Genomic DNA, 11,836 nt, shown 5'->3' with positions numbered 1-11,836 from the left:
ATAATTTTAACGATTAAAACCATTCATGGAACTGAGTTACTGGCGAAGCAGGTGGAACAAGGGCAATGTTGGCTTTCACATGCCGGGCGGTTATCCCGGCCTCTCCAAATACTGGCACTCTTTACCCATACCGCAGCCGCCCACCGTGCTTGTGCCGTTATGCGGAAAAAGTGAGGATCTTGACTTTTTAACCCACAATGCATCTCAAGTAACAGGAGTTGAGATATCTGAAACAGCGGTAAGAAGCTACTTTGACGAACGCGGTATCGTTCCTGAAGAGAGTTGTTCGCACGGTTTTTCAATCTTGTCACACGAAAACCTGCAGATATGGATCGGTGATTTTTTCCGCTTTCCGGAAACAACCGGGAAGAAATTCGACCTGATCTACGACAAGGCCGCACTGATCGCACTGCCGGATGCCGCCCGGACACGATATGCAAAAAAAATCGAAGCTCTCATCGCGGAGCACCCGAAGCCCCACGGCCTGTTGCATCACTTTGAGTACAATCAGGAGGAAATGAACGGCCCTCCCTTCTCGGTGCCGCTTACCGAAATTGACTCTCTTTTCGGGTCCCTATTTACCATCACCATTCTGGAAGAGGTTGAACCGGAACCCGGCAAATATGAAAAATTCAGGCGCAGAGGATTGATAAGCACATTAAAAGAGAGATTTCTGTTCCTTCATCCTAAATGTTAATATTCATCATTCAGACGATTAGAAAGTTGCATATCAAATCGTCTGCGATTATTTTCTGTTTCGCAAAATATTACTCTATCGCAAACCAAGACACACTCTCACATGGATTTAACAACCCGCAATAACATTTTGACGATCGTACTGGGCATTCTCATCATTGCGCTGTCCTATTTCCTGTATCGTTCAATTGTAGACCCCTACCAGCAGGTTCTGGAAGAAGAAGAGATGGTTGAGCGTGAGAGGCACAGAATGTTGATGGTTCGCGATGCACTTGTACAGTACAGAAACCGCCGCGGAAACTTTCCACCCAGTGATGGGGGCCTCGACAGTCTTGTTCAGTTTGTGAAAACGAATGAGTTCATTTCAGAAAGAGCGGATTCACTTTTCGCTTTTCGTCCGCCGTCAGTTTACAACCCCGACTCACTGATCTTTTCCCCGCGGCCACCGCACAACAGATTTGAATATACCCTTAACGATACGATCCGCCCGCCGCTCTATCTGCTTGAAAACCCCGGCACGGGTGATGTTATCGGCGATCTTGAAAGAACCACTCTGCTGAACGCGCCAAGCTGGAACTGATAGCCTATGGGATTGGATGAGTCATGCCTGGGTATCTGTTATGCCGATAATTACCTTTTCTACTCGGTAAACAGCCCCGGACAGGACGGCCATTTGAAGCATATTGGCAGCTTTGAATTTAATTTCGATGTAAAAAATTCAATTATCAGCGGGGATGAGTATGGCTTTCCAGCCCTGAAAACAGCCCTTTCAAATCTTAAAGAGTTCCACGACTGTAAATCCGTAAAGATTCTGGCCCCTGCCACAGAGGAGTGCTGGACGGTGGTTCCCCGATCAGTTTATGAGGATGCCTCCGAAAGGGAATCACATATCTCCCTTTTGATGCACGGTACCGACAGAAGTGATATTGAAGCTACCTGGCAACCGTTAAGCAATGTGGATTATAAGCTACTGCTTTTACGAAACCGTGCATCAATGCAGGGTTTCAATCAGCTTCTGGGGTCCTTTTCCAATTCAGAATATGTCTCAGAATTTGAAGTGGGTGCAGACTGGCAGGCGCACAGCAACACGAACGGCTCATTTCTGATGGTAAACTGCCTTTCTTCGTATATATCCGTCTCATCCTTTTTACTTGGCAAGCTAAGGGCGTGTACCTACTTGCATTATGACAACCCTTCCGACCTGCCATATCTCTGGACGCTTTATTCCGGAAATTTAACCTGGATGAACGGAATCCACGAAAAAATTTATGCTTTTGGCCACCAAAGCCGCATAATTTCAGAAATTCTGACGCCGTACTGGGACGATTCGGGCACCGTTCACGTAATGAATACACTTCAGGAAATGGGCGTTAATGCGAGGGAAAAAACATATGGGTTTCCGCTGGAAAGTGCTTTTCCTGCAATTATGATGAGCCTGAACCTTGACTCCCACGCAGGGCAGCCGGCATGAGAATTATTACAGGCAAACTGAAAGGACGCACTATCCCCGTTCCAAAATCCGGCCTGCTGCGGCCTACCTCCGACCGGGCAAAAGAGGGAATTTTCTCCATAATCGCAGCCAGAACCTACTTTGATAACACGCGGGTGCTTGACCTTTTTGCAGGGAGCGGCAATCTGGGTTTTGAGGCAATTTCAAGAGGTGCTGAAAATTGTCTTTTTGTGGACCGTGAACACCAGCATATCCGTCATATTGAAAAGCTGGCAAAACAGTTTCAGGTAGAGACGCAAATACAAACCATTGCCATGGATGTGGAGACTTTTCTGGAGAGAAGCACACACGGGTCATACGATTTCATTTTTGCAGATCCTCCTTACGACTATCACAGGATGGAGGAGATGACGGAGAGCATTCTGAATAATGACTGGCTTAACAAAGATGGCTGGTACATCCTGGAGCACGATAAGCGGCATGATTTTTCCGGACACTCCGCCTGCATCCACTGCAAATCTTACGGACGAACCACCGCATCCATATTCAGGCCGGATGCATCAGGTTGAAAAAGATAAAGATAAGATCCTTTTTTTTAAGTAGCGGCAAATATGTACATTTTCTTAAATCAAATGCTGCAAACCTCCTTCTGACATGACGCGTACCGCACTCTATCCGGGATCATTCGACCCCCTTACCAACGGCCACCTCGACATTCTTGAACGCGCCGTTAGAATGTTCGACAAGGTTATTGTTACCGTTGCTGTAAACAAGAGAAAGAACGCTGTGTTTACGGGTGATGAACGTGTAGACCTTATCAAGGAGGCTATTGGGAGTTATGACTGGGCCGATAATGTTGAAGTGGAGCAGTTCACCGGGCTATTGATTGATTTTGCCCGGAAAAAAAACGTGCATGTACTTCTCCGGGGTGTACGTCAAATCTCGGATTTCGAGTATGAATTCCGAATGGCCCTTACAAACCGGCGCCTGGCACCCGAAGTGGATACCATCTTTATGATGCCCGACGAACAGCTTACCTTTATCTCCGCAACCATTGTAAAAGAGGTGGCTGAATGGGGGGGAGACCTGAGCAGTTTCGTGCCTGCCAACGTTGCCAGGGCCCTTCATGCAAAATTCAGCAGCAACAGTTAGAAATATCTTTTTATCCCCTTTCTGAAGGCCCGTGGCACCGATAATCGTATGACAGGCAAAAGACTGTTGCTACAAGATATTTAGAATGTGTATACTAAAAGTCTTTCGGTAGCAGTGGGCATTGGTTCAAATCAGAACGATTTACTCGCCAAATCGGGTTAGGTCTCAACACATACAACCCAAACAAACTGAATAAGAGGTATGATTTCCACAGGAGAAAAAATTGATACTAATTTCACTCTCAGCATCGTACAGAATGGTGAGGAAAAAGAAGTACGGTTTGATGAACTGCTCGACCGGCCGGCCATTGTTTCCGTTTATATGCGAAACAATACCAGCGGATGCGACAAGCAAAACAGAAGCCTTGCAGAACACGCCGAATGGTTTGACGAACAAGGGTACAACCTGATCGCACTCAGCAAGGACACCTGTGGTTCTCATCAAAAATATGCCGACAAACTGGGCATCCCGTACGTTCTTGCATCCGATCCCGATTTTGCCTTTGCAGAGGCTACCGATTCTATCGTTGAAAAGAAGATGTATGGCAAAACGTATGATGCTCCATCGCGGTCTGCCTTTGTCATCGACACCAACGGAACAGTGAAAGCCGTTATAGAAAAGGTGAATACAAAAGCACACGCAGAAGAGTTAAAAGAGCTGATTCGTTCGTTATCCTGATCAAACAGGTACTGAGTCTGTTCACTGAATAAGAATTCGTTATTGTTTTATGAAATCATTAGTTATTGTCGAGTCGCCCACAAAAACCAAAACGATTAAAAAGTATCTTCCCAAGGGGTATATAGTAGACTCATCGATGGGGCATATACGCGACCTTCCCTCATCTGCCAAAGAAATCCCTGCAAAGTACAAGAAGGAGTCCTGGTCTAATCTGGGCATCAATGTTGACGATCGCTACGATCCCCTTTACGTTGTTCCTGCCAGCAAGAAGAAAATTGTTAAAAAGCTGAAGGATCAGCTGAAGGACGCAGATGAGCTTATCCTGGCGACTGACGAAGATCGTGAAGGAGAGGCCATTTCATGGCACCTTACCGAACTGTTGAATCCGAAAGTGCCCGTGAAGAGGATGGTGTTCCGGGAGATTACGGAAGAAGCCGTGAAGAACGCTCTTGAGAATTTCAGGAATATTGATATGAACCTGGTACATGCACAGGAGACACGGCGTATACTGGACCGGCTCGCCGGTTACACAATCTCCCCGCTTCTCTGGAAAAAGATCTCTCCCGGTTTATCTGCCGGACGTGTACAGTCGGTTGCCGTTGAGTTTCTTGTAGAGCGGGAACGCGAGCGGATGAAATTTAAGAGCGGCACCTATTTTGATCTCAAAGCATCCGTTTCAAAAGAGGGTGATAAACATACATTCACCGCAGACCTTTCTCACCTGAACGGCAAAAGGCTGGCCAGCGGGAAAGATTTTGATGAAAACACGGGTAAACTGAAAAAGCCTGATAATGTCGTTTTACTGGACGAAAAGGCGTCAAATGATCTGCGCGATATGCTCAGGGAAGCTGACTGGTCGGTTTCTGCCATAGATGTAAAGACCCAGAAACGAAATCCCTCCGCTCCTTTCATCACCTCGACCCTTCAGCAGGAAGCCAACCGTAAATTCGGATTTTCTGCCCGTGATACAATGAGTATTGCTCAAAAACTCTACGAGAACGGTCATATCACCTATATGAGAACCGATTCCACGAGGCTATCGGGTCAGGCAATCAATGCGGCACGCAATGCGGTAGAGCAGCAGTACGGAGAGGAATATCTTTTTGAAAGAGTTCGCAATTTCGGCAAGGCAAAAGGTGCACAGGAAGCACACGAAGCCATTCGACCCGCCGGCTCAAGCTTTACCATGCCTGGAAAAACAGGGCTTAGCGGCCGTGAACTCAAACTGTACGACCTGATATGGAAACGTACCATTGCCACACAGATGGCAGAGGCCGTACTTGAATTTACCAACGCCACAATTGCTGCGGACCAAAACGGCACCCGTGCGGAGTTCAAGACAACCGGAAAGAAAATCCTCTTCCCGGGGTTCTTCAGGGCATATGTAGAAGGAAGCGATGACCCTGATGCCGCTCTCGAAAATCAGGAAATTTTTCTTCCCGAACTGTCAGAGGGTGAAGGTATTGACCTCCATGAGCTGGAATCCATTTCTCATGAGACCAAACCACCTGCCCGCTTTACAGAGGCCACACTGGTCAAGGAGCTCGAAAAGCGTGGCGTAGGGCGACCGAGTACCTATGCAACGATTATCAGCACAATTCAGGATCGCGGTTATGCACGCAGCGATGGGAAAACACTGATCCCATCCTATACGGCCTTTGCGGTAACCGAACTTCTGGAAAAACACATTCCGCACGTTGTTGACAGTGAATTTACCTCTAAACTTGAGGATAAACTGGACGAGATTGCAAAGGGCAAATACGATCCCGTTAAGTACCTTGACGAGTACTACAAAGGTGATGATGGGCTAAAAAATCAGGTAGACCAGCAGGAGGACAAGATTGATCCCCAGGAAGCGAAACTGCTCGACCTGCCGATCGATGACCTGAACGGTATGCAGGTTCATGTTGGCAGGTTTGGTCCCTATGTAAAAACAAAGAGCGACGGTGAAGAGATAACCACGTCGCTGCCCGTTGATCTCGATCCGGGAGAACTCAATGCAGAAAAAATCAAAGAGCTTCTTGCCGCCGAAAAAGACGGACCCAAATCTCTCGGCAAGCATCCGGAAACGGGCGAGGATGTTTATGTGCTAACCGGACGTTTCGGTCCCTATGTACAGCTGGGTGAAGTGTCGGATGACAACAAGAAACCCAAAAGGGTATCGCTGCTAAAGGGGATGAATCCTTCGGATGTTGATTTGGAAACCGCATTAGATCTGCTGAGCCTGCCCCGTACGCTGGGAGAACATCCCGATACCGGTAAAGTAGTAAAAGCGGGGGTCGGCCGGTATGGACCGTTTGTGCTTCATGACGGATCGTTCAAGTCGCTTAAGAAAACCGATAATGTGCTCACTGTAGACCTGAACCGGGCCGTGGAACTTCTGAAAGAGAAGGGCAAGGGGCGCGGAAGTTCAGCGATTGCCGACCTGGGCAAACACCCTGAAACGGATCAGCCAATCAAGGTTCTGGATGGGCGATATGGCCCTTACATCAAGTACGGGCGAAAAAATATCTCCCTGCCGAAAGGAACGGACCCTGAGAAGTTTACAATGGGTGATGCCGTGAGACTGATTGACGAAAAAGGCAAGAAGTAGATATAATCCAGCAGGTTTTCAGAATAGGTTTCATCCGGCTACAAACTATTTACAGAATAGTTTTCTGTTGCACCCAACCGCCTAAGAGTGGTACAGTCATCCTTTGTGATACAGTTATTCCCGGTTAACCTTTACCTGAACAGGTATGAGCAGTAAATCCGTACAACGTCTGCTCTCCGAGCTTAAAGAGCTGGCCAACCCTGAGATCGCCAGACACTCACAGCGATTTTTTAAATCCGGTCCGGGTGAATATGGTGAAGGAGATCAATTTCTCGGCATTCGGGTTCCGCCCCAAAGAAAGGTTGCAGGCAGATACAGCCATCTGTCGCTCGATGAGATTGGTGAATTGCTCCAATCGCCCTGGCATGAGGTACGGTTAACAGCGCTGTTCGTACTTGTTCAGCAGTATAAAAAAGCAGGCGAACCTGAACGCGAAGAGATTTTCCGTTTTTATATCAGGAATCTTGACAGAGTAAATAATTGGGATCTGGTGGATTCCTCTGCGGATAAAATTGCAGGAAAGCATCTCTTCAGGCGCGACCGGTCCCTTTTATTCGAGCTTGCGAGGTCGCAAAATCTCTGGAAACGCTGAACATCCATCATCGCTACACACTACTTTATCGGTCAGGGCGACCTTGAAGATACCTTTCGAATTGCCCTCATTCTGATCGATGACAAAGAGGATCTCATGCACAAAGCTGCCGGCTGGATGATCAGGGAAGCGGGGCGTCGCGACAGGCAGCGGATGGAACGGTTTCTCAGTTCACATTATCGCAACATGCCCAGAACCATGCTCCGGTATGCCATAGAGCATCTCCCTGAAGACCGGCGGCAACAATACCTGAAAGGTACAGCGTGAACCAATCTGACCCGATGAATCGGGCGCCGGAATGTGCTGCATAATTTCTCTCTTTTCCTTTTTTTGATCCGGAGAATGACGCAAACTCTTCACAGAAATCGCAGAAATTTTTGTATATATCATTTTGTTAACAGACGTGATCATGCAGAAAAAAACAGATTTCTATTTTACGTATCCGCCGAACCTTCAGGAGCTGGATCTCGCCACAATGGTAAGCATGTACCGCGACCGGGGTGAGCCCAGGAAGGCCGCCCCCGGCAAATACCTGGCCTGCGCCGTTACACACAAACTGCTCAAGGAGGCTAAGTGGTGGTTCGGGCTTTACTATAGCCAGGCTGCCTGGGATGAACTACTTACCAAAGGCTCTGAAGGATATCCGCTAACCGAGGCAGAGCTGAATCTGCTGGGACTGGTACTCTCATCCGAGACCCCGCCGCATCGTGAATATGTCGAGAAAAATATCGGAACTCTTCCAAAATTGGCCTATCTCATCGTCAATGACATCAAACAGTTTGGCTTTCTTCAGGAGGATGAACACGGATATCTGAGAATTACCCCCCGCGGCGAAAGGGCATTACAGGGTATTTCGCGCAGAATCTATCAAAAACGATTTACCGCGGAAATGCTGGTTGTATATCATGAAAGTGAAGAGCTGCACCGCGACGATGATCAGCGAAACGATCAGGCCACGCTGTTTTAAACTTTCGGGTCACATCCTTTTATCGTTCATGAATTACACATCGAAAGCCTTATCTTAACTGCTCAGTTTTTTTGAACGACAGTTAATTCTCTATTCATGGATACATACCTGCAGAGTGCCATCCGGAATGCCCTTACAAAAATGGGCCTGGATCAATCTGAGATTCCTTCAATCAAAATAGAAACACCGCGCGATCCGTCTCACGGAGATGCAGCTACAAATGCTGCCATGATGCTGGCGGGTACCATGAAAAAAAATCCGCGGAAAATCGCGGAAGAGCTTGTCACTGCGCTGGAAACCGACCCCTCAAAAATCGCTTCTGTTGAGATTGCAGGGCCGGGATTTATTAATTTCAGATATGCATCCGACTATATTTATGATGAGCTTTCCTCTCTCCTGAAATCCGGTACCGGGTATGGAAGAACGGCCGACAACAGCGGAGTTCGTGCGCTGGTAGAATTTGTAAGCGCCAACCCAACGGGCCCGCTCACCGTGGGACACGGCCGTAACGCCGTACTTGGCGACACTGTTGCACGTCTGCTGGAATGGACAGGCGCTGATGTTCAAAGAGAGTACTACTTTAACAACGCAGGACGCCAGATGCGCGTACTGGGACAAAGCGTTCAGGCTCGATATCTTCAGGAGCTGGGCGAAGATGCCGATATTCCCGAGGGCGGCTATGAAGGGGAGTACATCCGTGATATTGCAAAAGAGCTAATTGAAGAATCGGGGGATGCACTGCGTGAAGAGAGTGACGAAAAAGTATTCAAAGAGCGTGCAGAAGAGGCCATTTTCAGAGAGATTCGTGCCACGCTGGAGCGCATGAATATACAAATGGACTCATTTTTTAATGAAAACTCACTTTACGAAGACGGATCAATCGATGAGGTGATAGACGCTTTTCGTGAAAAAGGTCTGGCGTATGATAAAGACGGCGCCGTTTGGTTCAAAACCACCGAATTTGGAAAAGATAAGGATACCGTGCTGGTAAAAAGCACCGGTGAGCCCACCTACCGACTGCCCGACATCGCCTACCATGCCAATAAGCTCGACCGCGGATTCAATCTTTGTCTTGATGTATTCGGGGCGGATCACATCGATACTTATCCGGATGTACTGAACGGCATTGAGGTACTGGGTTACGACAAAACGAAAGTAGATGTGCTGGTGTATCAATTCGTTACACTCGTCAAGGACGGTAAGCCGTTCAAGATGAGTACCCGAAAAGCTAATTTTGTAACTCTCGATGAGCTAATGGATGAAGTGGGCGAAGACGTAACCCGTTTCTTCTTTTTGATGAGATCACCCAATACCCATCTTGAGTTTGACGTGGCCCAGGCCAAGGAAGCCGGTGAAAAAAATCCTGTGTTCTATTTACAGTATGCACACGCGCGAATTCAGTCAATTTTACGAAAGGTTGACGAGCTTACCGGACCCGGATCAACAACGGGTTCCGATCTCACCGTGCTGACTCATGAGACGGAAATCACGCTCATTAAAAAGCTTCTCGCCTTCCCTGATGCGGTTGCACTTGCAGCATCGCATCGGGAGCCCCACCGCGTAATCACCTACCTGAATGAGCTGGCGTCAGACTTCACATCATTTTATCACGATTGCCGCATTGTTGGAGAGGAAGAATCCGTGATGGGTGCAAGAAGCGAACTGGCCAGGGCATCCGCAACCGTACTCAGAAACGGCCTGGGTATCCTTGGAATCAATGCACCCGACAGAATGTGACAGGTTCGCCGCAGAGCCGCAAAGAGCGAGGAAAAGGGCATTAGTTTTTAATTGGGCTAAGTGGTGAAAATTAAACTAATTTTCACACTTCCTCAGCGGCCTTAGCACCTCTGCGGTGAATCTTCTTTGATACAAATACCAGACATACTATGTCTGAGCCGATTCAACCTGACCACTGACAAGACATGGTAAGTCTGTCCAACCCACATTCACGACCAATACCTTTAACAGATTCGAGAATACAACCCTTTTCCTCATCGAATAGACATGCCATGTCTGTTGGATAACTGAGGAATCTTATCTCAGTTTGGTGAAGCAGACGATGCCTTTCGTAAACTGATCTTCTACCTTGAATCCGGCGCGTTCAAACATTTTGTTGCTCTCATCGACGCTCCAGAACTTGATGCCGCTCCATTCGGCGGGCTCCTGAAGGAGTCGTCCGGCCCAGTGATCCGCCTTGATCAGGTGCATCATGAACATTACCCCGTTCGGTTTCAATACGCGGCGGCACTCAAACAGCACTTTCAATTCGTCGGTTAGCTCATTGAGTGTGCCACCCATTACCACTCCGTCGAATGTTTTACCAAAAAACGGCATCTCTCGCGCATCTGCGCGGATAAAGAGCAGATCGGTTTGATCGGCCTCTGCCTTTAAACGAGCTTCCAGAAGCATCGCATTGGAGAAATCGATTGCAACCTGGTTGCTTTCAGGTTCCGCCTTTTTGAGTGACCGGGCATAAAGCGCAGTGGAGCACCCAACGTCCAGATACCAGCCTCCTGATCGGGGCTGCACCCACTCATAGAGAAGCTCCTTTTCCTTTTCGATAGGAAAATCCTCACCCGTTAAAAAAGAGAGTGAGCGCTTGCGCCAAAGATCTTCATAGATACTGGCTGTCAGCTTCCATTGATTGGTAGACTGAGCCAGTGAATACTCCTTCTCAACCGGAAGCAGGTCCACAATGTTGTTTCGGATGGGATATTCATCACCCATGCCTGAACTAACCGTTCCGTTGAATGATCTGGACAGGTCGGATACGTTTGAAGGGATCTCTATCACTTCCCTGTCATGGAGCGGAGATTTAACCTGAATGGCCATACACGATAACTTTATTTCCGTTTACCTCAGATTTCTCAACATCTGTACCTGTCTTTACGGCAATACTTCAGTCGTGTTTCGCTACTTCTGAATGAAGATTGAGATCTGAGCTCCTTTTTGAACACCCAGCATCTCTTTAGCGTTGCCTTTGTTGATGGCAATTTCAAGAGTTCCGGAACTCCCGATATAGGCAACAGGCTCTCCGTCGGGTACCGAATCAAACGTAGTCACAATTTCATTCAGAATGGTATTACCCACGTAGATTCTGAACCTTGACTGACCGATGGTATCCCGTATCATCTCTTCCGGTATGTTTGAGACCAGGTTGCCAAACCGGTCAATATGTATAATCCAGCCCTGTACACCATCGCTGTCTGTGATCGGAACAGCCCACCTGTAGGTTACCAGCTTCGTAATTCGCTCTCCCAGTTTATTGAGCGGCACACCATTGGCAATATGAGCCGCAACAGGAGAAAAAAGGTCTCTGCCGTGAAAGGTGTTGGATGGATTTCTGGCCCAATAGTCCTGGTTAGTCAGTTTCCAGGCCTCGTAATCAAATTCATCTGCGATCAGCGAGAAGATGCCGTTATCGGGTCCGACAAAAATCTGGTTTTTGATCTTTAAAGCCACCGGATCACGGTTCGTGCCTACTCCGGGATCCACAACCACCAGATGTATGGTACCGGAAGGAAAATAAACCGAAGAGTTGCGTACCACCCAGGCTGCAGCCATGATATCCTGTGGAGGAATTTGGTGGGAAACGTCCACAAATCGGACATTTTCGGAAATGCTCAGTATAACCCCCTTCATTGCACTTACATAGTGATCCTGCAGCCCAAAGTCTGTTGTAAGTGTAATAATGGATGAGTGCTGCAT

11 protein-coding genes and 1 pseudogene are annotated in these 11,836 nt (G+C 47.8%); 10 read left to right on the top strand and 2 right to left on the bottom strand.

Annotated elements, in window-relative coordinates:
• Window positions 1-25: 25 nt before the first annotated feature.
• The 10 genes and pseudogenes from DDZ15_RS13330 to argS all read left to right on the top strand — a co-directional run bounded on the left by DDZ15_RS13330 (window position 26) and on the right by argS (window position 9,865).
• Window positions 26-697, top strand: a complete 672-nt coding sequence (locus DDZ15_RS13330; RefSeq protein ID WP_109647607.1) for a class I SAM-dependent methyltransferase — start codon at window positions 26-28, stop codon at window positions 695-697.
• 102 nt (window positions 698-799) lie between these two features.
• The gene (locus tag DDZ15_RS13325) at window positions 800-1,276 is read left to right on the top strand and encodes a hypothetical protein (RefSeq protein WP_109647606.1); all 477 of its coding nucleotides are present in this window, start codon (window positions 800-802) and stop codon (window positions 1,274-1,276) included.
• 6 nt (window positions 1,277-1,282) lie between these two features.
• Window positions 1,283-2,167 (top strand): hypothetical protein, encoded by an 885-nt coding sequence (locus DDZ15_RS13320; RefSeq protein WP_109647605.1) that lies wholly within the window; start codon window positions 1,283-1,285, stop codon window positions 2,165-2,167.
• On the top strand, window positions 2,164-2,715 hold the full coding sequence (rsmD, locus tag DDZ15_RS13315) for a 16S rRNA (guanine(966)-N(2))-methyltransferase RsmD (protein WP_109647604.1): 552 nt from the start codon (window positions 2,164-2,166) through the stop codon (window positions 2,713-2,715). The genes DDZ15_RS13320 and rsmD overlap by 4 nt, the downstream gene beginning before the upstream one ends.
• Window positions 2,716-2,800: 85 nt before the next feature.
• Entirely contained in the window at window positions 2,801-3,298 is a 498-nt protein-coding gene (coaD, locus tag DDZ15_RS13310; protein WP_109647603.1) for a pantetheine-phosphate adenylyltransferase, read from the top strand.
• Window positions 3,299-3,499: 201 nt separating this feature from the next.
• The gene (locus tag DDZ15_RS13305; RefSeq protein WP_109647602.1) at window positions 3,500-3,976 is read left to right on the top strand and encodes a peroxiredoxin; all 477 of its coding nucleotides are present in this window, start codon (window positions 3,500-3,502) and stop codon (window positions 3,974-3,976) included.
• 49 nt (window positions 3,977-4,025) lie between these two features.
• The gene (topA, locus tag DDZ15_RS13300) at window positions 4,026-6,569 is read left to right on the top strand and encodes a type I DNA topoisomerase (RefSeq protein ID WP_109647601.1); all 2,544 of its coding nucleotides are present in this window, start codon (window positions 4,026-4,028) and stop codon (window positions 6,567-6,569) included.
• Window positions 6,570-6,714: 145 nt separating this feature from the next.
• Window positions 6,715-7,428 (top strand): annotated as a pseudogene (locus tag DDZ15_RS16975) (DNA alkylation repair protein).
• Window positions 7,429-7,570: 142 nt separating this feature from the next.
• The gene (locus tag DDZ15_RS13290) at window positions 7,571-8,128 is read left to right on the top strand and encodes a hypothetical protein (RefSeq protein ID WP_199222973.1); all 558 of its coding nucleotides are present in this window, start codon (window positions 7,571-7,573) and stop codon (window positions 8,126-8,128) included.
• Between the two features lie 96 nt (window positions 8,129-8,224).
• On the top strand, window positions 8,225-9,865 hold the full coding sequence (argS, locus tag DDZ15_RS13285; protein ID WP_109647600.1) for an arginine--tRNA ligase: 1,641 nt from the start codon (window positions 8,225-8,227) through the stop codon (window positions 9,863-9,865).
• Window positions 9,866-10,162: 297 nt separating this feature from the next.
• Here the strand turns inward: argS and DDZ15_RS13280 are convergent, their stop codons facing one another.
• Entirely contained in the window at window positions 10,163-10,960 is a 798-nt protein-coding gene (locus DDZ15_RS13280) for a class I SAM-dependent methyltransferase (protein WP_109647599.1), read from the bottom strand.
• An 81-nt stretch (window positions 10,961-11,041) separates the two neighbouring features.
• The gene (locus DDZ15_RS13275; protein ID WP_109647598.1) at window positions 11,042-11,836 is read right to left on the bottom strand and encodes an SAM hydrolase/SAM-dependent halogenase family protein; all 795 of its coding nucleotides are present in this window, start codon (window positions 11,834-11,836) and stop codon (window positions 11,042-11,044) included.

This window comes from Rhodohalobacter mucosus (genome assembly GCF_003150675.1).
Lineage (GTDB): Bacteria > Bacteroidota > Rhodothermia > Balneolales > Balneolaceae > Rhodohalobacter > Rhodohalobacter mucosus.
The sequence above is the reverse complement of the archived record's forward strand: the minus strand, read 5'-3'. Positions and strand labels throughout refer to the sequence as shown.

Coding starts and splice junctions, on each gene's coding strand:
- DDZ15_RS13290 (WP_199222973.1), top strand. CDS start 7,571: ATGCAGAAAAAAACAGATTTCTATTTTACGTATCCGCCGAACCTTCAG.
- DDZ15_RS13330 (WP_109647607.1), top strand. CDS start 26: ATGGAACTGAGTTACTGGCGAAGCAGGTGGAACAAGGGCAATGTTGGC.
- DDZ15_RS13280 (WP_109647599.1), bottom strand. CDS start 10,960: ATGGCCATTCAGGTTAAATCTCCGCTCCATGACAGGGAAGTGATAGAG.
- topA (WP_109647601.1), top strand. CDS start 4,026: ATGAAATCATTAGTTATTGTCGAGTCGCCCACAAAAACCAAAACGATT.
- coaD (WP_109647603.1), top strand. CDS start 2,801: ATGACGCGTACCGCACTCTATCCGGGATCATTCGACCCCCTTACCAAC.
- DDZ15_RS13320 (WP_109647605.1), top strand. CDS start 1,283: ATGGGATTGGATGAGTCATGCCTGGGTATCTGTTATGCCGATAATTAC.
- DDZ15_RS13325 (WP_109647606.1), top strand. CDS start 800: ATGGATTTAACAACCCGCAATAACATTTTGACGATCGTACTGGGCATT.
- DDZ15_RS13275 (WP_109647598.1), bottom strand. CDS start 11,836: ATGCAGCACTCATCCATTATTACACTTACAACAGACTTTGGGCTGCAG.
- argS (WP_109647600.1), top strand. CDS start 8,225: ATGGATACATACCTGCAGAGTGCCATCCGGAATGCCCTTACAAAAATG.
- rsmD (WP_109647604.1), top strand. CDS start 2,164: ATGAGAATTATTACAGGCAAACTGAAAGGACGCACTATCCCCGTTCCA.
- DDZ15_RS13305 (WP_109647602.1), top strand. CDS start 3,500: ATGATTTCCACAGGAGAAAAAATTGATACTAATTTCACTCTCAGCATC.